This window comes from Lentzea kristufekii, assembly GCF_033949925.1.
In the GTDB taxonomy this organism is placed as follows: domain Bacteria; phylum Actinomycetota; class Actinomycetes; order Mycobacteriales; family Pseudonocardiaceae; genus Lentzea; species Lentzea kristufekii.
Genome location: NZ_JAXAVV010000004.1, coordinates 57,026 through 78,141 on the forward strand (window position 1 = coordinate 57,026; position 21,116 = coordinate 78,141).

The 21,116-nt window shown below is 70.3% G+C and carries 20 protein-coding genes and 2 pseudogenes; 9 read left to right on the forward strand and 13 right to left on the reverse strand.

Going from position 1 to position 21,116, the window contains the following annotated elements; genetic code table 11:
* Positions 1-9 precede the first annotated feature (9 nt).
* Positions 10-303, reverse strand: a complete 294-nt coding sequence (locus SK571_RS09480; protein WP_319983645.1) for a hypothetical protein — start codon at positions 301-303, stop codon at positions 10-12.
* Positions 304-470: 167 nt separating this feature from the next.
* Between SK571_RS09480 and SK571_RS09485 the strand changes: the two genes are divergently transcribed.
* Entirely contained in the window at positions 471-1,052 is a 582-nt protein-coding gene (locus SK571_RS09485) for an NADPH-dependent FMN reductase (protein WP_319983646.1), read from the forward strand.
* Between the two features lie 3 nt (positions 1,053-1,055).
* Here the strand turns inward: SK571_RS09485 and SK571_RS09490 are convergent.
* The 4 genes and pseudogenes from SK571_RS09490 to SK571_RS09505 all read right to left on the reverse strand — a co-directional run bounded on the left by SK571_RS09490 (position 1,056) and on the right by SK571_RS09505 (position 3,099).
* Positions 1,056-1,963: pseudogene (locus tag SK571_RS09490) on the reverse strand (arsenic resistance protein).
* A 42-nt stretch (positions 1,964-2,005) separates the two neighbouring features.
* Positions 2,006-2,389, reverse strand: coding sequence for a MerR family transcriptional regulator (locus SK571_RS09495; protein ID WP_319983647.1), 384 nt, complete (start codon positions 2,387-2,389; stop codon positions 2,006-2,008).
* Positions 2,390-2,391: 2 nt separating this feature from the next.
* Positions 2,392-2,691 carry a hypothetical protein gene (locus tag SK571_RS09500; protein ID WP_319983648.1) on the reverse strand — a complete coding sequence of 100 codons (300 nt, stop codon included), beginning with the start codon at positions 2,689-2,691 and terminating at the stop codon, positions 2,392-2,394.
* Positions 2,692-2,730: 39 nt separating this feature from the next.
* On the reverse strand, positions 2,731-3,099 hold the full coding sequence (locus SK571_RS09505; RefSeq protein WP_319983649.1) for a nitroreductase family deazaflavin-dependent oxidoreductase: 369 nt from the start codon (positions 3,097-3,099) through the stop codon (positions 2,731-2,733).
* A 63-nt stretch (positions 3,100-3,162) separates the two neighbouring features.
* Here SK571_RS09505 and SK571_RS09510 point away from each other — a divergent pair, with 63 nt between their 5' ends.
* The 3 genes and pseudogenes from SK571_RS09510 to SK571_RS09520 all read left to right on the forward strand — a co-directional run bounded on the left by SK571_RS09510 (position 3,163) and on the right by SK571_RS09520 (position 6,058).
* A complete protein-coding gene (locus SK571_RS09510; RefSeq protein WP_319983650.1) occupies positions 3,163-3,705 on the forward strand; it encodes a hypothetical protein in 543 nt (180 codons plus the stop codon).
* A gap of 130 nt (positions 3,706-3,835) precedes the next feature.
* A pseudogene (locus SK571_RS09515) lies at positions 3,836-5,644 on the forward strand (glycoside hydrolase family 3 protein); the annotation flags it as partial.
* A 27-nt stretch (positions 5,645-5,671) separates the two neighbouring features.
* The gene (locus SK571_RS09520) at positions 5,672-6,058 is read left to right on the forward strand and encodes a carbohydrate-binding protein (RefSeq protein WP_319984019.1); all 387 of its coding nucleotides are present in this window, start codon (positions 5,672-5,674) and stop codon (positions 6,056-6,058) included.
* Here the strand turns inward: SK571_RS09520 and SK571_RS09525 are convergent.
* The 4 genes from SK571_RS09525 to SK571_RS09540 form a co-directional block, all read right to left on the reverse strand.
* On the reverse strand, positions 6,055-7,146 hold the full coding sequence (locus SK571_RS09525) for a glycosyltransferase 87 family protein (RefSeq protein WP_319983651.1): 1,092 nt from the start codon (positions 7,144-7,146) through the stop codon (positions 6,055-6,057). The genes SK571_RS09520 and SK571_RS09525 overlap by 4 nt on opposite strands.
* A gap of 109 nt (positions 7,147-7,255) precedes the next feature.
* A complete protein-coding gene (locus SK571_RS09530) occupies positions 7,256-7,882 on the reverse strand; it encodes a response regulator transcription factor (protein ID WP_319983652.1) in 627 nt (208 codons plus the stop codon).
* Positions 7,879-8,895, reverse strand: a complete 1,017-nt coding sequence (locus tag SK571_RS09535) for a sensor histidine kinase (protein WP_319983653.1) — start codon at positions 8,893-8,895, stop codon at positions 7,879-7,881. Before SK571_RS09535 ends, SK571_RS09530 begins: the two co-directional genes overlap by 4 nt.
* Positions 8,896-8,964: 69 nt before the next feature.
* On the reverse strand, positions 8,965-10,191 hold the full coding sequence (locus tag SK571_RS09540) for an aspartate aminotransferase family protein (RefSeq protein WP_319983654.1): 1,227 nt from the start codon (positions 10,189-10,191) through the stop codon (positions 8,965-8,967).
* Positions 10,192-10,268: 77 nt separating this feature from the next.
* Here SK571_RS09540 and SK571_RS09545 point away from each other — a divergent pair, with 77 nt between their 5' ends.
* Complete coding sequence (locus SK571_RS09545; RefSeq protein WP_319983655.1) at positions 10,269-11,138, forward strand: LysR substrate-binding domain-containing protein; 870 nt, start codon at positions 10,269-10,271, stop codon at positions 11,136-11,138.
* 93 nt (positions 11,139-11,231) lie between these two features.
* Entirely contained in the window at positions 11,232-12,236 is a 1,005-nt protein-coding gene (locus SK571_RS09550) for an LLM class flavin-dependent oxidoreductase (RefSeq protein WP_319983656.1), read from the forward strand.
* Here the strand turns inward: SK571_RS09550 and SK571_RS09555 are convergent.
* Positions 12,225-13,496 (reverse strand): lanthionine synthetase LanC family protein, encoded by a 1,272-nt coding sequence (locus SK571_RS09555; RefSeq protein ID WP_319983657.1) that lies wholly within the window; start codon positions 13,494-13,496, stop codon positions 12,225-12,227. The genes SK571_RS09550 and SK571_RS09555 overlap by 12 nt on opposite strands.
* 24 nt (positions 13,497-13,520) lie before the next feature.
* On the opposite strand from SK571_RS09555, the gene SK571_RS09560 reads away from it, so the two are divergent.
* Positions 13,521-14,372, forward strand: a complete 852-nt coding sequence (locus SK571_RS09560; RefSeq protein WP_319983658.1) for an aminoglycoside phosphotransferase family protein — start codon at positions 13,521-13,523, stop codon at positions 14,370-14,372.
* Here the strand turns inward: SK571_RS09560 and SK571_RS09565 are convergent.
* Positions 14,344-17,580 carry an NACHT domain-containing protein gene (locus SK571_RS09565; protein ID WP_319983659.1) on the reverse strand — a complete coding sequence of 1,079 codons (3,237 nt, stop codon included), beginning with the start codon at positions 17,578-17,580 and terminating at the stop codon, positions 14,344-14,346. The genes SK571_RS09560 and SK571_RS09565 overlap by 29 nt on opposite strands.
* Positions 17,581-17,634: 54 nt before the next feature.
* Positions 17,635-18,006: a hypothetical protein gene (locus SK571_RS09570; protein ID WP_319983660.1), complete on the reverse strand. Its 372-nt coding sequence runs from the start codon at positions 18,004-18,006 to the stop codon at positions 17,635-17,637.
* A gap of 261 nt (positions 18,007-18,267) precedes the next feature.
* Here SK571_RS09570 and SK571_RS09575 point away from each other — a divergent pair, with 261 nt between their 5' ends.
* Positions 18,268-18,981 (forward strand): hypothetical protein, encoded by a 714-nt coding sequence (locus SK571_RS09575; RefSeq protein ID WP_319983661.1) that lies wholly within the window; start codon positions 18,268-18,270, stop codon positions 18,979-18,981.
* Between the two features lie 13 nt (positions 18,982-18,994).
* Here the strand turns inward: SK571_RS09575 and SK571_RS09580 are convergent, their stop codons facing one another.
* Positions 18,995-19,495, reverse strand: a complete 501-nt coding sequence (locus SK571_RS09580) for a hypothetical protein (protein WP_319983662.1) — start codon at positions 19,493-19,495, stop codon at positions 18,995-18,997.
* 92 nt (positions 19,496-19,587) lie between these two features.
* On the opposite strand from SK571_RS09580, the gene SK571_RS09585 reads away from it, so the two are divergent.
* Complete coding sequence (locus tag SK571_RS09585; protein WP_319983663.1) at positions 19,588-21,114, forward strand: hypothetical protein; 1,527 nt, start codon at positions 19,588-19,590, stop codon at positions 21,112-21,114.
* The last annotated feature ends 2 nt before the right edge of the window (positions 21,115-21,116 follow it).

The following is a 21,116-nucleotide window of genomic DNA, read 5'->3' on the forward strand; positions in this document are numbered from 1 at the left end:
CCGGAAACGCTAGGCGTCACCCCGGGACCGGTGCTTCTCGATTCCTGACCGGCTCGCGGCCTTGCGCCGGTGCAGCACCACGACCGCCGTCACGACGACAACGGCGACCGTGCTGCCCGTGCCGACGAGTTTCTCGACCCGCCGGGCGGTCTCGCCCGCCGCCGCGCCGAGACCGATGTGCAACGCGCACCACCCGGTGGCACCGGCCGGCACAGCGGGCAGGAACGTCCGGAACGGCAGCCCGGCGGTGAGCTCGACCGGGTCGCCCACCGCTCCCGGCACCAGCGGCACAGCCAGGACCACCCACAACACGGCATCCGGCCACCGCAGCCCAGCCGCGCCTCATCGGTTCATCGCAGAAGACGGCTGTTGTGACTCACGGCACCGAACCAGGCAACAGCAAGCGGGGTAGAGTCCGGTTACCTAAGCGGGGTACGGTCCGCTTCGATCTCGGCAAAGGACTCCAGGACATGACGCACATCGGAATCATCATCGGCAGCACCCGCCCCGGCCGGAACGGCGAGCAGGTGGCGAAGTGGGTCCTCCAGCACGCGGAGCAGCGCACGGACGCGACGTTCGAGCTGGTCGACCTCAAGGACTTCCCGCTGCCCCACCTCGACGAGCCGATGCCCCCGATGCTGCAGCAGTACCAGCACGACCACACCAAGGCGTGGTCGGCGAAGATCGCCGGGTTCGACGGCTTCGTCATGATCACGCCCGAGTACAACCACTCCACGTCCGGCGTGCTCAAGAACGCGATCGACTACCTGTTCGCCGAGTGGAACAACAAGGCCGTCGGCTTCGTGTCGTACGGCAGCGTCGGCGGCGCACGGGCCGTGGAGCACCTTCGTCTCGTCGCGGGTGAGCTGAAGCTTGCCGACGTGCGCACCAGCGTGTCGCTGTCGATGTTCACCGAGTTCACGAACTTCACCGAGTTCCACCCGTCCGAGTACCAGGCGGCCACGCTGTCCACCATGTTCGACGAGCTCGTCGCCTGGAGCAGCGCACTCGCGCCGCTGCGCGACCGTCAGCTCACCTCGCAGCAAGCCTGACGCTCAGGGCAGCAGCCGCGGCACCACCCGCACGTAGATGACCATGCCGACCACCTCGACCAGCGTCTGCGTCACCACGACGACAGCCGCGAGGTCGTCCGGCAACGCGAGCGCGAGCGGCAGCACGACCAACGAGTTGCGCGTCGCCCCGGTGAACACGATCGCGCGCCCCGATGTCACGTCCAGGCGGAACAACCGGGCGACGGCGAGCCCGGCGAAGGCCATCACGACCAGGAAGGCCGCGTAGACCGGCACGACCCGCGCGACCTGCGGCAGGTCGCCACCGAGCTTCGGCACCTGCGACGCGACCACCGCGAACAGGGTCGCGGCCATCAACGGCACCATCGTCGTGCTGATCGCGCCGATGATCCGCCCCGCCCAGGCCTGGGTGAGCCACGCCAGCACCAGCGGGATCACGATCAGCACGACGAACGCCTCGACGAACGGCCCGGGGTCGACGACGGCCAGGCCGGAGCCGAGGAAGAGCCACAGATAACCGGGCAACAGCACCATCTGCGCGAGCAGCAGCAACGGCGTGGCGGCGAGCAGGCGCCGGCTGTCACCTCCGGCCAGTCCGCTGAACACGATCACGTAGTCGACGCACGGCGTGAGCAGCACCAACAACACGCCCAGCCGCACGCCTGATCGTCGGGCAGGAACGTGAAGAGCGCCGCCACCACCAACGGCACCACCACGAAGTTCACGACGAGAGTGGCCCCGAGGAACCGGCCCGCCCGCAGCGAACGCCCGAGCTCGACCACCGGCACCTGCAGGAACGTCACGTACAGCAGGGCCGCCAGCACGGGGTTGATGGCGTGTTCGAGGGCAGAGCCGGCGTCGGGGGCAGCCCAGCCGGCCAGCGCTCCCGCCGCCAGTGCGCCGAGGTAGACGGCGACCTGGTGACGTTCCAAGCCCGCGACGAACCCCGGCACAGCACCCTCCCGATCGGATGATCAGGACGATATCGGCAGCGGGCAGGACGGCGAGTGCGAGCAGACCAGGAGGTCGTCACAACCAGCGGAGATCGCCGCGCGCAGCGTGTCGCGGACGACCTCGAGGTCCGCGATCCTCGCCTCGACCTCACCGAGCTTCACCTCGGCGCGCACCCGCAGACCAGGACGGCGGGAGCCGATCGCGAGCAGTTCGGCGATCTCGTCGAGGGCGAACCCGAGCCGTTGCGCCGCCTTGATCACGCGGATCACCGTCACGGTCCCGGGCGGGTAGAGCCGATGCCCGCCGAGCGATCGTTCCGGCGGGGCGAGCAGGCCGACGCGCTCGTAGTACCGCAGCGTCTCCCTGTTCACCCCGGTTGCCTCGGCGACCTCCCCGGTGCGCATGCTCACCTCGCCGCCAGCGCGTCGAGCACCTCGGTCTGCGCGTCCGGTACCGAGATCGCCAGGGTCAGGCCGCCACCGGTCGCCGTCAACTCGAACGTGAAGAACGAGCAGCAGCCCGTCTCCCGCACCGCCAGGTCCGCCGCCTGGGCCACGACTTCCGGCCGTGGCTCCAGGTCCAGCACCAGCCGCGTCCTCGTGGGACGGTGGCGCGCGGCCCCGGCGAGCAGCGCGTCGAACTCGGCCAGGCGAAGCGGTCGCTCGGCCGTCGGCAAGGTGCACGCCCAGTTCTCTGATTCCTCCATGACTCGACGGTAAGCCCGTACCCCGGTACCGGATGCAAGTCAGGCGACGTCCATCCGGAGGAACTCCTTGATGCGAAGCGACTTCGGCGGGCGCTTCACGCCCTCGGCCAGTGCCGCGAACGCCTCCGCCTCGCTCACCACCCGCGGCGCGGTCACCTCGACGTCCTCGCCGTTGACCGTGAGCTTCGCGTGCCCGGCCGCCATGACGTTGCGCACCCAGTCCGCACGCGATCCGTAGACCAGGACGACCAGGTAGCCGCCCTCGACCGGGTGCGCCTCCATCGGGGTGCGGTAGGGCATTCCCGAGTTGCGGCCGACGTGGGTGAGCACCGCCCACTTGCCGCTCTTCAGCGCGTGCGGGTTGAACACGCGCTTGTTGATGTGGCCCCACCATCTGGGCATGGGCATGTCGGTCTCCTCTCCTGCTCCAAGACGCGATCGGAGGCCGAACTGTTGAAGTAACGTGCGCGAGTGGAGATCACCGACGACCGCACCTTTCCCGCCGCGCTGAGCGCGCTGAGCGGCATCCACTTCCCGTGGGAGTACGACGAGAAGGCCGACGAGCCCTCGCCGGGCAACATCGACTACGAGCCGTACGACGAATTCGAGCCGGCCGGGGACACGACCGACTGGATCAGGTCGTGGACGGGCAACAAGGACCTGGACGGGACCGAGGTCCGGCTCTTCGGGAAGGACGGCAGCGGTGGGCTCGCCGTGCTGTGGCTGGTGCGGGAGGGGCCGCTGACCGCGCAGCCCGTCATGTTCTTCGGGTCGGAGGGTGAGGTCGGGCCCGTCGCGACGAACCTGGGCGAGTTCCTCTGGTTGCTCGCGGGCGGGGTGGGGCCGCAGGAGGCCGTCGAGTTCGGGGCGGACAGCGGTGTGCCGAACGAGGAACTGCGTGCCGTCGCGGAGAAGTACTCCGGGACCGAGCCGCTCACACCGGCCGAGGTGCTCGCCAGGGCCCAGGCGGAGTTCCCCGACTTCGCCGAGAAGGTCGAGTCCTGGTGCCGCTAGAGCCGTGAGGGGAACCGGTACTCGTTCCGGTTCCCCGATGGTCTATACCACTTTGCGAACGCGGGTTACGCTCGATGGAACCTGTTGTGCCGCAAGGTAAACAGGACCTCGTCCCCCGGAGGTCTGCCCTGTGAGAAAGCTCCTCGCGGCCGCACTTCTGCTCGGTGCCGCCGTCATCCCCACCGGAACGGCCGCCGCGGCCGATCCGATCTACAAGGACCCGACCCAGCCGATCCCGGCTCGTGTCACCGACCTGCTGGGCCGCATGTCGCTCGACGAGAAGGTCGGGCAGATGACGCAGGCCGAGCGCAACTCGGTCAGCAACGCCGACCTGACGAACTTCCGGATCGGCTCGCTGCTGTCCGGCGGTGGTTCCGCGCCCTCGCCGAACAACGCCACGTCGTGGGCGGACATGTACGACAACTTCCAGCGCGCGGCGATCGCGACGCCGCTGGGGATTCCCATGATCTACGGCGTGGACGCCGTGCACGGCCACAACAACGTCGTCGGCGCCACGATCTTCCCGCACAACATCGGCCTGGGCGCGACGCGTGATCCCGGACTGGTGCAGCGGATCGGCCGCGCCACGGCCGAGGAGGTGTCGGGCACCGGCATCGACTGGGACTTCGCGCCGTGCCTGTGCGTCGCGCGCAACGACCGCTGGGGCCGCACCTACGAGTCGTTCGGCGAGACGCCCCAGGACGCCACGTCGATGACGACGATGATCACCGGTCTGCAGGGCTCGAAGCTGTCGGACTCCGGCTCGGTCCTCGCCACGGCCAAGCACTACATCGGCGACGGCGGCACGACCAACGGCACCGACCAGGGCAACACCCAGGTCAGCGAGGCCGAGCTGCGCGCGACGCACCTGCCGCCGTTCCGCGACGCCATCGCCAAGGGCGTCGGCTCGGTGATGATCACCTACAGCAGCTGGAACGGCACGAAGCTGCACGGGCACAGGTACCTGATCACCGACGTGCTGAAGAACGAGCTCGGCTTCAGCGGCCTCGTCGTGTCGGACTGGAACGCCATCGACCAGATCGACGGCCAGCCCGGCTTCACCGCCGCCGAGGTGCGCGACTCGATCAACGCCGGCCTCGACATGATCATGGTGCCGACCGCGTGGCGCCAGTACATCACCTACCTCAAGCAGGAGGTGCAGGCGGGCCGCGTGCCGATGTCGCGCATCGACGACGCCAACCGCCGCATCCTCACCAAGAAGTTCGAGCTCGGCCTCTTCGAGAAGCCGCTGACCGACCGCACGTACACGCCGACCGTCGGCAACGCCGCACACCGCGCGCTGGCCCGTGAGGCCGTGCGCAAGTCGCAGGTGCTGCTGAAGAACCAGAACGGCGTGCTGCCGCTGTCCAAGACCTCGTCGAAGATCTTCGTCGCGGGCAAGAGCGCGGACGACATCGGCTACCAGAGCGGCGGCTGGACCATCTCCTGGCAGGGCGGCAGCGGTCCGGTGACTCCGGGAACCACTGTGCTGCAGGGCATCCGCTCAGCCGTGTCCACGTCCACCACGGTGACGTACAACCGCAACGGCACCGGCATCGACGGGACCTACCAGGCCGCGATCGCCGTCGTCGGCGAGACCCCGTACACCGAGGGCGCGGGCGACCGGCCGGGCGGTCTGGGGCTCGACGCCGAGGACATCGCGACCCTGAACACCCTGCGCGCCACCGGTGTCCCGGTCGTGGTGGTGCTCGTGTCCGGCCGTCCGCTGGACATCGCGGCGCAACTGCCGCAGTGGCACGCCCTGGTCGCGGCCTGGCTGCCGGGTACCGAAGGCAACGGCGTCGCGGACGTGTTGTTCGGCGACCACAAGCCGACCGGCACGTTGCCGTTCACGTGGATGCAGAGCGCCTCGCAGCAGCCGATCAACGTCGGTGACGGCAAGGCTCCCCTGTTCGCGCACGGCTTCGGCTCGCAGTTCCCCGCCACACAGAACGCCTACGGGATCATCGGTGCCTCGTACTACGACGAGCAGCGCGGCACGCAGGTCGAGCGGTGCACCGACTCGGGCTGCGGGCAGAACGTCGGCTACCTGACGCCGGGCGACCACGTGGCCTATGCGGACGTCGACTTCGGCGCCACGCCGCCGACCTCGGTGACCACGCGGATCGCGTCCGGCTCCACGGCGAACGGCACCCTGCAGTTCCGCCTCGACAGCCCGACCGGCCCGCTGGTCGCGACGGTCCCGGCGGCGAGCACGGGCGGGTGGCAGACGTGGACCAGCCGCACCTCCGCCGCGTCCGGCGCGACGGGCGTCCACCGGCTCTACCTGGTGGCGACCGGCGGCACGGGCGGTGACCTGGCGAACGTGAACTGGTTCCAGTTCGCCCGCTAGAAGCCGACCGCTGAACGGGGTTCCGGGCGGGAGCCCCGTTCAGCCTTGTCCCGCGCAGTGCTGATGACCGCACACCAGCAGAGGAACGCGAGCCCCAGCCAGACGTAGGTGTTGCCGACGAGGTGCTGCCACCACGTCCACGCCAGCTCCCTGTCCCCCGCGGTCGGCAGAAGCCAGTGCGGGCCGACCGCGAACACCGCACCGACCGCGATCCTCACCCAGCCCCGCAGCAGCACCAACGCGGGCGCGATCCACACCCAGTGGTGCGACCAGGACACCGGTGAGATCAGCAGACCCGCTGCCGCGACGGCGACGAGCGTGGTGAGGTCGTCGCGCAACCGCGGCAACAGCACGACCGTCAACGCGAGCAGGGCCACCACGCTGACGAGCCACACGGACTCCGGGACGCCGAGCCGGAACAGCAGCCCGCGCAACGACTGGTTCGCGCTGTAGGACAGGCCGCCGACGCGTTCCGGGTCGAGCATCGCGTGGAACCAGAACTGCTTCGACTGGCCCGGCGCGAGCGCCCAGCCGAGCAGACCGCACGCCGCGAACGTCGCCACGGCGGTCAGCGCGGGCCGCCACCGCCCGCGCGACAGGAAGAACAGCACGAAGATCGCCGGAGTCAGCTTGATCGCGGCGGCCAGTCCGACCAGCAGGCCCCGTGGCCACGGGGTGCGCGGCAGCAGGCAGTCGGCGGCGACCAGGCCGAACAGGATCAGGTTGACCTGGCCCATGTCGAGAGTGATCCGCAGTGGTTCGAGCACCAGGCACAACGCGATCAGGCCGAAACCCGTCCACCTGCGGGCCGCCGCCGTGAAGAGACCGATGCCCGCGGCCGTGAACAGAACTGCCGTGAGAGCAAGGGAAAGTGGTGCCAGAACCCCGAACACCATCGCCGCGAAGGGCGGATAGGTGAACGGCAGTCCTCTCGGGCCTTGGAAGTCCGCGGCGTACAGGTCGGTGCCGGCGAGCCACGCCTCGCCGCCGGCGAGGTACACGCGCAGGTCCAGCACACCGGTGCCGAAGCTCCGCACGAAGACCCAGACGAGCAGACCGGCAACCGTTGCGCCCCAGAGGTTTCTCACAGCACAGAACACTGCTGTGCGAGGAGGTTCCGCCGGATCGGCCGGAGAGCACGAAGATCATGGCCGTTGGGACGGCCCGCGGAGCCGAAACTGGCCACCTGGCCAATGGTCAGTCGGCCACCACGTGCGCGCGGAACGCCCACGCGACGATCTCGACGCGGTTGCGCGCCCCCACCTTCGCCTGCACCGAGGCGAGGTAGGCCTTCACCGACGACACCGAGACCTTCAGCGAGGCCGCGATCTCGTTGTTGCTCAGGCCTTTCGCCACGTGCCGCACGACGTCCAGCTCGCGCTCGCTGAGAACCTGGGCGTCGGCGTTCGCGACCGGCGGCACCGACCGGCGCAGCACCCGCAGCACCACCTGCGGTGACACCAGGACGTCACCCCTCGCCGCCGATCTGACGGCCTCGGCCAGCAGCCCAGGACTCGCATCCTTCGTGAGGAACCCGCACGCGCCGAGGTCCAGCGCCTTGTTCAGCACCTCGTCGCTGTCGAACGTCGTCACGACCACGACGCGGGTGTGCGGGGCCAGCTGCCGCGTGACCTCCAGCCCGTCGAGCCCCGGCATCCGCACGTCCACCAGGCACACCTGCGGTTCCAGTTCGCGGGCCCGCTGGACCGCGGTGATCCCGTCCGGCACGTCGGCGACCACGCTGATGTCGGGCTGCGCCTCCAGGATCAGCCGGAACCCGGCCCGCACCATGTCCTGGTCCTCGGCGATGAGCACGGAGATCACGTGCGCACCTCCAGCGGCAGCTCGGCGGTGACGAGCCAGCCCTCCCCGGTGGCACCCGCGAAGAACCGCCCGCCCAGCTCGTGCACCCTTTCCCGCATGCCGACGAGCCCGAACCCTCCGGAGTGCTGCGGCCCCGGCCTGCCGTTGTCCACAACGGACAGCAGCACCACGCTCGAAGTCAGTCGCACGTCCACTTCCACACTCGTCGCGCCGAGGGCGTGCTTGCGGGCGTTGGTCAGGGCTTCCTGGACGATGCGCAGCACCGACCGCCCCAGTTCGGGCCGCACGTCCGCGGTCAGCTCGACGTTCGTCCGCACCGGCAGCCCCGACCTCTGCGCGAGCCGGTGCAGGTCGGCCGCGAGGTCGGTGGTCGCGGTCGCGGCCCCGTTGTCCCGCAACGTCCTGACCATCGCGCTCATCGCCCCCAACGCGTCCGTGCCGCCCTCGACTATGCCCGGCAGCATCTCGCACGCCTTGTCCTTGTCCTGCGCCGCCACCACGAGCGCGGCCTGTGCCTGCACCAGCATGCCCGTGACGTGGTGCGCGACCACGTCGTGCAGCTCACGGGCCATGTCGAGGCGTTCGTCCCGCCGCGCCCGCTCCTCCGCGGCCGCCGCCAACGCCGCCCGTGACCGTTCCCGCATCCGCAACAGCAGCCCGCCGGCGGCCATGATGATGCTCAGGATCAGCATCAGCTGGACGGCGTCCGCGCGGGACAGCGAGATGTGCGGACGGTAGAACGCGGCGTGTTCGGTGACGAGCACGAGCGCCACGACCGACGGCACGGCCACGAGCACCGGTGTGCGCCACGCGTGCGCGAACACGAGAACCAGCACGACCGCCGACTCGGCGATCGTGTACACGGGGTGGTCGAACCACGTTTCGCCGACGCCGGGGCCGCTGATCAGGCGCAGCGCCCGGTCGAAACCGATGATCCGTCCCGTGACCGCGAACACGGCGGCGACCATGACGGCGGTGGCGACGATGAGCGGTCTGCCGCGTTGTTCCCCCACGCCACCGATCGTAGGAGCAGGTCCGGCCACCCGGCCTCGACCGTCCAGCCGAGACGGGTGGCCAAGTGGTCAGGCGGCGCCGATCGCCTCGTCCAGAACGCTGATCCCCAACGCCAGCTCCTCCTCCGTCGCCGTCAGCGGCGGCGCGATCCGGAACACCCCGCCCATCCCCGGGATCTGCACGATGTTCATGTGCAGCCCGAGGTCCAGGCACTTCTGGGTGATCGGCGCGGACAGCGACTCGTCCGCGATCTCCAGCCCGACCAGCAGCCCACGCCCGCGGACGTCCGTCACCAGATCATGCTTCGCGGCGATGTCCTCCAGCCCGTTGCGCAGGAAAGCCCCGAGCTTCGCCGCGCGCTCGTCCAGCCGTTCCTCGACGAGCACGTCCAGCACGGTGTTGCCGACCGCGGCCACCAGCGGGTCCGACACGTGCGTGGTGAAGAACAGGTAGCCGCGGGCGTGCGCCTCCGCCTCGATCTCCGCGGACGTGATCACGGCGGCCAGCGGCAGCCCGGCGCCCAGCGTCTTGGACAGCGTCAGGATGTCCGGCACCACGCCGTCGCGCTCGAACGCGTACCAGTTGCCCGTGCGGCACAGCCCGGTCTGCGCCTCGTCCATGATCAGCAGCATCCCGCGTTCACGGCACTTGGCCGACAACGCGGCGAAGTAACCGGGCGGTGGTTCGAGGATGCCGCCGGAGCTCAGGATCGGCTCGACGATGCAGGCCGCCAGCGAGCCGACCGACTGCGCGTCGATCAGGTCGAACGCCAGGTCGAGCTGGGCCTGCCAGTCACCGGACGGCGCCGGAATCGCGAAGTTGCCGGGGGTCGCGGGACCGTAGCCCTTGCGGCCCGCGCTGTAGGTCGCGGCGGCCGCGGCGGCGGTCATGCCGTGCCACGAGCGGGCGAACGCCACCACCTCGTGCTTGCCGGTCACGAGCTTGGCCATGCGCAGCGCGGCCTCGTTCGACTCGGCGCCGGTGGTGAGCAGCTGCACCTTCGAGAGCGACTCGGGCAGCGTCCCGGCCAGCCGCCGGGCCAGGTCCACGACGGGGCGGCTGAGCATGCCGCTGAACAGGTGGTCGAGGTTCGCGATCTGGCGCTGCACCGTCTCGACGATGCGCGGATGGGAGTGGCCGAGGATCGCGCTCATCTGCCCGGACGTGAAGTCCAGGACGCGGCGGCCGTCCTCGGTGAACAGGAAGCTTCCCGACGCGCTGTCGATGATCTCGCGCGTGAACGTGCCGCCGTAGCGGACGAGGTGGCGGTCGACGTCGTCCCAGAAGGTGTCCATGGGAGAAAAGCTACGAGCGGGTGAGCATCAGGTCCATCTCACAATTCCACGCTCGCTGTTCGGAAATACTGCACAGCATGACGCTCAACCCGTGGCGCCTGCGCCTGCTCAGCCAGCTCGACGCACTCGGCACCGTGCGGGCCGTGGCACAGGCCGCGAACCTGAGTGCTTCGAGCGTGTCCCAGCAGCTCGCGGTGCTCGAAAGCGAGACCCGCACGCAGCTGATCGAACGAACGGGACGGCGCGTGCGGCTCACGTCGGCCGGGCTCATCCTGGCCAGGAGGGCGCGGTCGATCCTCGACCAGATGGACGCCGTCGAGGCCGAGCTCAGAGGCCTGAACGACGAACCGTCGGGCCTCATCCGGCTCGGCGCGTTCCAGAGCTCGATCCACACGCTCGCCGTGCCCGCGATCCAGACCCTCCGGTACCCGCACCTCGCCGTCGAGATCGTGGAACTGGAACCGCACGCCAGCATGCCCGCGCTCCTCGCCGGAGAGGTCGACGTGATCATCACGACCACCGACTTCGTGGAGCTGCCGGTACCGGGCGACATCGACGTGGTGCCGCTCGGCCAGGACCCGATCGTGCTGGTCACGCCGCCGAACCACCCCGCGGCGGACGTCGCCGCGTGCAAGGACGAGCCCTGGGCGTTCGACATCCCCGGCTCGTACATGGCCAAGCTCGCGACGCGGCTGTGCCGGCAGTCCGGGTTCGAGCCACGCGTGGTCGGCCGGTTCAGCAACTACATGCTCACGCTCGAGCACGTCGAGGCAGGTCTGGCGGTCGCGGTGCTCCCCGCTCTGGCCGTCGACCGCAGGTTCGACGTGGTCACGAGGGAGTTGCCGGTGACGAGAAGGATCACCGCCGCCGTGCGCCGCGACTCGCGCGCCGCGATCACCGTGGTGCTCGACGCCCTGCACACCCGGTCGCAGTCGGACGAGAGGTGATCACGAGCAGGCCCACGGTCGGGCCGGTTCCAGCATCTGGACGTAGTTGAGACGTCACCTGAACTCGGAGGAGACCCGATCGAGGAGGAAACGGTGCCGCGGAAGTCAGAGCCGTTGCGAAAGCTGGGTTTTCTCACCATCGGACTGTTCGACGAGCACGATCCGGGCGCGGGTCACCGGTCCACGCTGGACGTGATCGTGCTGGGCGAGGAGCTCGGGTTCGACAGCGCGTGGGTGCGGCACCGGCACCTGCAGTTCGGCATCTCGTCGCCGGTCGCGGTCCTCGCCGCCGCGACCCAGCGGACCAGCCGGATCCAGCTCGGCACCGCCGTCATCCCGCTGGGCTGGGAGAACCCGCTGCGGCTCGCCGAGGACCTGGCCACGGTCGACGTGCTGTCCGGCGGCAGGCTCAACCCCGGCATCAGCGTCGGGCCGCCGATGCACTGGGACGACGTCAAGCACGTGCTCTACCCGGAGACCGCGGACGTCGAGAACTTCAGCTACGACCGCGTGCAACGGCTGCTGGACTTCGTGGGCGGCGAGAAGGTCGCTTCGTTCAGCGGCGTCGAGGGCATCGAGGTCTGGTCGGACCGCGTGCAGCCGCACGCGGCCGGGCTGCGCGACCGGATCTGGTACGGCGGCGGCAGTCTGCGGTCGGCGAGGTGGGCCGGCGAGCACGGCCTGAACCTGCTGGCCAGCAACGTCGTCCAATCCGAGGAGTCCGAGGACTTCGCCGAGATCCAGCGCTCGCACATCCGGACGTTCCGCGAGCACGGTGGCGGCCGCGTCTCCCAAGGCCTCGTCGTGATCCCGACCGATTCGGCCACAGCTGACCAGCGCGCCAAGTACGAGGCCTACGTAGAGGGACGCACCGGGCGGATCGGCAAGCCGTTCGGGCCGCGCAAGTTCATGTTCGAGCGCGACCTGATCGGCACGTCCGCGGAGATCGCCGAGCAGCTGTACGCGCACCTCGCCTTCCAGGAGGTCGACGAGGTGGCGTTCGCACTGCCGTTCAGCTTCGCGCACGAGGACTACGTGCAGATCCTCACCGACATCGCCACGAAGCTCGGCCCGGAACTGGGCTGGTCACCGGCCTAGAGACCACCAGGTGTCCATGCGGGGCACCGACCTCGTGTCGCCCTGTTCCACGCGATCGGCGTGGAACAGGAACCCGGCGATGCCCGCCGCGCCCTGCATCCAGCCGATGCCGGGCGGCAGCAGCGGGTCGTCGTCGCGGTGCTCGGTGAACCGCCAGCACACACCGGATCCGTCCGGAATCGCCCGCTCCACCACGACGTCGGCGAGGCGGAACGCGAAGTCGGTGTGCTGCCCGGAGTCGAGCACCATGTCGCCGACCCCGGCCGTGCCGCAGCAACGGCCGTCGTTGTCCCAGAAGCCCGGGTACTTCCGCTCGGGCAGACCGGAGACGAGAACGCTGTGCAGGCAACGGCGATGCCACTCCGCGACGTCCACGCCCGCCACCTCGGCGATGCCCGCGTGCCGCAAAGCGGGCCACAGCAACGAGGTTCCGGTCGGGCCGTGGCACCAGCCGTAGCTGAACGGATCCGCGTCCTCCACGGGAACGCGCCGCCGCACCCGGAACCCTCCGTCGCCGGTGTCCGCCAGCGCCACGAGATGCTCGGCGCCTTCGGCCGCGGCCTCGACCAGATCGGGCCGCCCGAACTCGGCACCCGCCACCGCGAACGCGGCGGCGACACCCGCGACCCCGTGCGAGAAGTTGGGGCTGTGCCAGTCGTTCGTCGTGAAGCGCTCCGGCACCCAACGCCAGTTGGCACCGACCTCGGCCTGCTCCCGTTCGGCCAGCAGCACGTCGGCCGCTGTTCGGGCCAGCTCGTCCGCGCCCTCGACGTCGTGGCGGCGGGCCCACACCGCGCCCAGCAGCACGCCCGCCGTGCCCACGGCAACGTCATGCACGCGGGCGCCCGGCAGGTACCTCGGCGGCTCCAGGAACCCCTGCGGCCATCCGTCCGGAGTGGACAGTTCGAGCAACCTCGCGACCGCGGCCCCGGCTCCGGGAGCGCCCAGGGTCGTCAGCACGCTGATCGCGCTGACCAGTCCGTTGAAGAACGTGGCGTCGGTCGTCACGCCGATGCCGGCCCGCACCCGCGCCACGACGGCGTCCGCCAGCTCCTGCTCGCGAGCCGTCCACTCCCGGCTCAGGCGGATCTCCGCCAGCACGTGCGCCAGCCCGCCGACGCCCGCGTACATCCCCTCCCGGTACCCGACTCCCAGGTCGCCGCCCGGAAACTCCGGGATCCACACGCCGCTGTCGTCGTGGCACACCTGGTCCAGCACCCATCGCCAAGCGTCCTCGGCGGTCCCCCGGTACGTCCTCATCCGTCGATCATTACATTGGCGGAGGTGACTGTGCAGCGATCGCTCGCGGCCGCCGGGCTCACGGACGCGAAGACGACGCCGCTGGGCGGCGGCACCTACAACTCGGTGTTCCGGGTGTCCGCTCGCGAAGGCGAGTTCGTGTTGAAGGTGGCGCCCGGCGACCAGCCCGGCCTGACCTACGAGCGGCACCTCATGCGGACCGAGGCGATGTTCTGCACGCTGGGCTCCGCGGTCGCGCCGGTGCCGGAGGTCGTGTACGCGGACGACACCGCGCTCCTGGCCACCTGCCTGCCGGGCCGTCCCGTCTTCGGGCGCTCCGATGTCGACCGTCCGAGGCTCCGCCGAGAACTCGGGCAGGCGGTGAGGGCGCTGCACGAGGTGACCGGGCCCGGTTTCGGCTATCCCCAGCTCGGCCTGCACGGCACGTGGACCGAGGCGTTCTTCGGGATGTTCGACGCCGTGCGGGCCGACGCCGAACGCTACGGAGTGCGGCTCCCCGCGGCCGATCTGCACCGCCACGCCAAGGCGTTCGACGAGGTGCGGCGCCCGGCGCTGGTCCACTTCGACCTGTGGGACGGCAACGTCCTAGCCGACACCGGACTCACCGGGCTGGTCGACGGCGAGCGGGCGTTCTGGGGCGATCCGGTCGCGGAGTTCGTGTCGCTCGCGCTGTTCGGTTCGATCGAGGACGACGCGGACCTCCTCTCGGGCCACGGCTTCGAGTTCACCGACTCGGCGCGCGTGCGACTGGCCGCCTACCAGGCCTACCTCTACTCGATCATGCTCACCGAACGGGTGCCGCGCGGCAGCACCGACCCGGAGTTGGAGCGCGTGATCACCACAGCGCTCACCACAGCTCTCGACGGGTTGCGGTGACATCAGAGAGGCCGTGCACGGCCAGCACGTGGCTGGTGGCGCGGACGCAGTCGGCGCGGAACAGCGCGCGGCTCTGAGGCGACAGGCGGACCAGTTCGTGCCGGAGGGCCCCGCTCCAGACCGCGACGACGTCCCGGTCCGGCTCGGTCAGTGCCAGCAGACAGGTGAGCAGGTACCGCACCTTGTCCTGCGGTGGCAGGTCGTGCGCGTTCAGCGCCGCCTCCATGGCCGGGTCCGACGTCACCCTGGCGCAGGTCGCCACGGCGGCGAACACCGCGGGGTCGTCCGGCCGGGCGTGGACCAGGCCCCAGGCGATGCGGCGGAGGTTCGCGACCGGCAGCGGCACGGCGCCGGTGAGGCGGTCCACGGCCGCCGACACGAAGCGGTCGCCGGCGACGGCGGTGATCCGCCGGATGAGCTTCATCTCCAGCAGACCGTCCACCGCTCGCACCATCAGCTTCTGCAGCGCGGGTCCGACCGGCCCCTGGAGGAGATCGGGCTCGATCTCCAGCATGTGCAGCACCGTCTCCGTGGCCGGACCGATCTCGGTCAGTCGCGCCGCCAGCGCGTCCAGGTCGTCCATCGGGGGTGCGCTCTCGTCGCGGTACAGCTCGTCGCTCGCCTCGTCCACCAGCCGGTCCACCCACGGCACGCGCAGCCCGATCTGCACCAGCTCCTCGCGTGCGGCCAGCCTGACCCGCCGGTCCTCGTCGTGCAGTGCGGCGGTGAGGAGCGCGATGACCCCGGCGTCGTCGAGCGCCGCGCCGAGACTGGCGGCAAGGCCCGCCACCGCGGCTTCCCGGTGCCGCGGGTCGTCGCCGCCGAGCGCCTCGGCGAGGTCCGCCTTGGCCGTGGCGGCGGCCGTCCAGCCGAGAGCCTGCGCGACCGAGATCAGCGCGGGGTTGCGGCGTCGCGCCGCGCGCAGCACCTCGACGTCCTCGTCCACCAGGTCGCGCAGCACGACGTGGTCGGGGCGGGTGACGCCCAGTCCGCGGGCGAGGCGCTCCCGCATCGCCGCCACCGCCAGGCCGGGCGCCACGCGGTGCAGTGCGGCGGCGGCACCGTCGGTCACACTCCGGTAGACGATCGCCGCGCGCAACGCCGCGTGTCCCACCGGCCCGCACCACGCCAGAGCCTGCCAGGTCGACTCCCGGTAGCCGTGCTCGCCGGCGGCCGCCCGCACGAGTTCGGTCAGCTCGGCCTGATCTGCGGACGGAGTCAGGGCGAGCACCCTCGCCAGGTGCTCCGCGGTCAGGAAACCCGCTCCGTACAACCGCCAGACGAGTGCGGTCACCTCCGACCGCGCGTCCGAACCGGTGGTGAGGCCCGCACCCGCCGCGGTGAACGCGGTGGCGAACCAGCCGAGTCCGTCGTCGTCGCCACGTGCCAGCCGCCAGACGGCCTCGGTCACCACCCCGTCACCGTCGTCGCGCCCGGCCTCCAGCCCCAGCGCGAAGTCCAGCACGTCCGTCCACTCAGGACAAGCCCACGCCCGTTCTCCGACCAGCTCCGCGACCTCGTCCGCGCCGAGCGTGACGAGCTTCTCCGCCACGACGAACTGGTGCACGCTGCGGTGGATCCAGCCGATCGGCGCCGCGTCGTCGCCACCCCACGGCACCAGCACGCCGAACGCCCGCGTCGCGTCGAAGACCCGGCTCCTCGGCGTCGAGACCGACCCCAGCGACCGGTCGAGGACCGACTCGCACTCGTCCACCGGTACCGCGTCGCGCCAGGCCTGCCCACTGGTCGCCATGTGCCAGCCGAGCTCGCGGAACGCCGTGCGGAAGCGGCCCCGCAGTCCGGCGTCCTGGCGCAGGGCGGGAAACGGCGACGGTGAGCCGCTCTTCCACTCCAGCCGGTGGAACCGCTCGACCACCTGCTGGTAGAGACCGCTGCGGTTGGTGGTCACCTGTTCGGTCTCCGCGACCCACGCGCAGAAGGCGGCCACCAGCGGAATCCCGGCGGCCGCGCGGATCGCCGACAGCGGCGCGAGCACGGGATCGAGCCTCTCCCAAGGGATCTCGCCACCGTTGAGCTCGTACCACTGCTCCCAGAGCGCGCGCACCTGCCGTTCGCCGAGCACCCCCAGCTCGAAGAACACCGTCTCCGCACCGGCGAACGGGTGGACGAAACCCGCCGGCCGCGAGGTGAGCAGCACGACCGGGCCGGTTCGCTCACCAGCAAGGCCTGCCAGGTGCGCGAACGCTTCGACGACCGCGTCTCGTGCGCCGTCCTCGAACACCTCGTCGTAGGCGTCGATCAGAACGTGCGACGTGGGCGCGCTGGAGTCCAGGCGTGATGCGAGATGCGCGCGCAACCGCGCGTTGTCGCGAAGCTCGGGAGACCAGTGCAACGCGGCGCGGGCCACGCCGTCGGGTGACGGTGTCGCTCGCCAGGTCCCGGCCAGTTCGTGGGCGTGCGCGAACATCGGCAGCTCGACGTCGGCGACGGGGACGCCGTCGTCCAGCGCGGCCAGAGCCCCTTCGCACAACCGCAGGGCGTGCTGCCGCAGCAACCACGTCTTGCCGAAACCGGCGTCGGCCAGCACCACGCCGAGCCGGACGTCACGCACCGCGTCCCGCCAGCGGACCTCGCCCTCCGGCACGACGGGGCCGCGCTCCGGCACCTCGTCGTCCACGGTGACCCACCGCTCCAGGAAGCCGTCGTCGAGCGAGCGGTACGGCAGCCAGGCCCCGGTGCCGCGCAACCGGCCGGCCAGCGCCGTCAGGTATGCGCGCACGTCCCGCTCGGTGATCGTCATCAGGTCGCCGGCGAGCCGTGTGATCACCGTCAGGTCGTCTTCGGCGTTGCGGTGGCGCAGCCTGCAGTACTGGGCGGCGTCGAGCCCGGCCAGCTCTCCTGGCAGCCGGGCGGCGTCCAGTCGCGGGGTGGCGTCGAGGAAGACCGGGATCACGGTGATCCCCCACCGGCGCGCCAGCACCAGCTCGCGGCGCACCCAGTCGCCCGGGAGGTCGAGTCTGCGCACGCCGTCTCCGTCGCACACGTCGAGCCACCGCGACCCGATCACGGCGAGCACGACGACGCAGTCCGCCAGCCTCGATTCGATTTCCTTATCGAAATCCATCCCGGCGGGAATTGACCTCGAAGCGAGGAAAACACGATCCCCGCCGAACACCTCGGACAGGTGGCGGTCGATCAGCACGGCAGCGAAATCACCGTCGTCGGTGCGATAGTTGATGAAGATCATGACCGCTTCCGCGCTGATCCGCCGAAAGTTGACAGAATGTGGACGAATTAGTGGTCAGGCACCCTTCAACCAATTGGCCGCCGATGACGCGCTGCTCAGCTTTCGAGCCAGTGAGGCCTCCTTGCGCCACGCCAGCTGGGCGTGTCCCATCACTCCGTAGTGGGAGGTCCAGTGCGAGGTCCAGATCGACACGTCGCACTGCGAGGTGCCGCTCGTCGTGAAGGTGACCGAGATCGTTGGCGGCCACTTCCGCAGCTTGGGACGGAAGTTGAGGTGCCCGGCACCCTCCACCTGTGTCCACAGAACCCCGAAGTGCTCCATCACGAGCTGGGCCGCCTGCTGCTCGCTCAGCGCTGCCGTCACGTCCGTCTGGGCCCGCGCCCGGACCTGACAGAAGATGGCCCAGCCGATCAGCACGATGATCACCAAAACCGCGAATGCTTCCACAATCCCGCCTCTCCGCTCAGAACCTGACCAGTGCATCGCCGCCACCCCGTCGCGCGTTGCAAGAAGAATGCGGTCAATTTTCTGGACACTCCCGGTAACGTCGCAGCACCGGTCGAACGAAGTGAGAGAGGAGCACGTCAACAACACCGAAACGGATGGAAGAGGTGACCTGCATTGATCGACTGCGTCAGTTGCGGCGGCACCGTCCGGGGCGGCCTGAGCTTCTGCACGAAATGCGGAGTGCGCATTCGGCCCTCGGCCGTGACGGCGCCGGCCGTGCAGGCGCCGACCGCTCCCCGGGTTCCGGCGCCCACTGCCATCCCGCCGCCGCAGTCACCGGTGGCACCGCGAACGGCACCGGTCCGCCGGGAGACGCCGTGGCTGACCGGAAGCCTGGCTGCGGCCGTGGTCGTACTGGTGATCATCGTGTTCGCCGTGGCCGCACAGGACGACCCGGACGGCGGCGCGCCGACCTCCCCGGCGGCAGGACAGGCGACGAACTCCTGGCAGGACAGCACGAGGCCGACGACCGTGTCGCCCACCACCACGACACCCGACGTGTTCACCAACGCGGACCTCGCGCGCCAGGCCCTCGAACAGCAGGTCACCCGCGACCGGCCGGCGGTCGAGGCCGCGGTCGGGCTGTGGATCCCGCAGCTGTCCTCGAAGAGGTCCGGGCTCGTCGTCAACGGCGTCACCTTCGGGTACGCCGAGATCTGGGCGGACTACCGCACCGTCAAGAAGCGCTACCCGGACGCCCTGCTGCTGTGGTCCGGCGAGTTCGCCAGCTACGACGGCAAGAACTTCTGGGTCACCGTCGTACCGCGCTCCTTCAGCGCCGGGGCCGACGCCAACCTGTGGTGCGACGACCAGGGCATCGGCAAGGACGACTGCTACGCCAAGAAACTCATGCACACAGGCACGTCGGCGGGCACGACCGTGCTGAGGAAATGAGATGGCGGGGACGTCATCTCCACTGCAACGACCCGAGCATCGCGCACCAGTGCCACCGGTAGCCGGCCGCGCTCGCGCGCGGCACCCTCAGTTCGCCGTGCAACTGGTAGCCCGGCGCGTCGGCGACGAGACGGGAGACCCGTTGCCCGTGGGGGAGGTCGAGATCGACGACGAGAGCGTTCCGCCCGTCGACGAGCACCCGCCGCGCCTCGGTCACCGCTCCCCCGTAGAGCCGCGGCAGCTCGCGGACCACGGTGTCCGAACCGCTGAAGGCTCCCGGCTGCGGCCAGAACTGCACCTGCGGCACGAACGTCGTGTGTGGAGCGACGAGGGTGGCGAAGACGTGGTTCTCCTCGTCCGCGCCGGACACGTTCACCAGGCCGCCGTCCTCGGCGAGCGACCACGGCCACGGGTAACCGAACCGGAACGCACCCGGTACGTCGACCCAGCCCTCCTTGGGCAACACGTCCGGGATCGGTTGCCCACCAACGGAGTTGAAGAACCTGCCGATCACCACGACCTCCTCGCACCGGCTGCCGCAGACGATAGGCCTCGACCTGCCCGTTGCGGAAGAGGCGTCCGCACAACGACTTCCGGAGGTGCGCGGTGAGCGGGATCGTGCTCGGCTGGCAGGCGGTGGACCACGGCGACGCGCCGATCAGCCCGTTGTTCGACCAGCCGCCGTCCGCCACGGGAATCGATCCGGCGCGGGCGAACGCCTTGTGGCGCAGCAAGGTGGAGGCCGACCAGCTCCAGCTCGCGCGCCGGCACCACAGCCGGCCCTCGTGGTATCCGATAGTGGCCTGGGACGACGTGCACGTGCTGCCGGTGTTCGGTGGCACTCCCGCGTTGTGGTCGAGCCTGCTCGTCACGTTCGCCATGTCCTCGCCAGGCCGCGTGCGCATGGTCGACCTCACCCAGTCGGACCTCTTCGAACCGGTGCGGCGGGCCCGAGGAGTACCCGATGTCCGCTCCGACGTGCTGTCGGCCCGCGGATCCACTGTGGACGTGTTCGGCAGGCGGACACCCGAAGAACTCGCCTCGCTCGTGACGGACGTGCTGCGCCCGGCCGCGGGTGGCCACGGCCGCAACGACGCGTTGCGCGCCAGGCAGGAGCTCGCTCGGATCCAGAAGATGCTCGACGTTCCCAACGACCTCGCCACTCTGCGCGACGCGATCGCCTTGCTGCTCGGACATCCGCAGCGGTCGATCACGACCACGTTCGACCGGCGGGAGGAGACGGAGCTGCGCGACTACCGCACGGACGTCGTCACCGGCAACCAGCACGTGGCGGCCCGCCTGAACGACCTGCACGGCGACCTGGACGGGCTTCTCGCCTACGCACGTGATCCAGCGCGAACCGTGAAGACCTCGGGCGGTGGCCCGTTCCGCGTCCGCACCTACGAGGTCGAGCGCGGCGGTAGCACACAGGACGCGGAACTCGCACGGGAGCTGTTGTCCCGCACGGCGATGCTGGCGTTCTCGGCCCCGCACCCGCAGCCGGACCTGCTCGTGGTGGCGGGCGCGGAGGAGCTCGCACCCGAGGTGCTCGACGCGCTCACGAGCACCGCGCAACGCCGCGGCAAACAACTGGTCCTGTTGTGGGGCAGGGTGCCCCAGGAGGCGCAGAAGGTGATCGGGCACGGCGGCGTCGACTCGTCGCTGTGGGCGCGACTGCCCAACCGGCAGGACGCCGAGGTCGCCGCCAAGCAGTTCGGCAAGGAGTTCACGTTCGTGGTCAACGGTTTCTCGCTCTCGGTCAACGAGACGGACCAGTGGAACGAGTCGCAGTCCAAGACCGTCGGCGTGACCACCGGCACGACCAGCAGTTCCGGCACGAGCAGTTCGGCGGGACTGAAGGGCGCGCTGAGCTTCGGCCGCAACTTCGGCAACTCCGTGTCGACCTCCCTCAGCGTCAGCAACGCCAGCGTGCGGGGAACCGGCGGCTCGGCGGGCGTCACCAACACGCAGAACTGGGGACGAGTGCACGAAGACGTGGTGCCGCCGGAGACGTTCCAGCGCCTCGACGACGGCATCGCCCTGTACCGCGACGGCTGCACCGCGATGATCGCTGTCTGTGACCCCGCGATCGCGAGTTCCGGCCGCGCCTCTGCCACCCCGCTGGGGCCGTGACC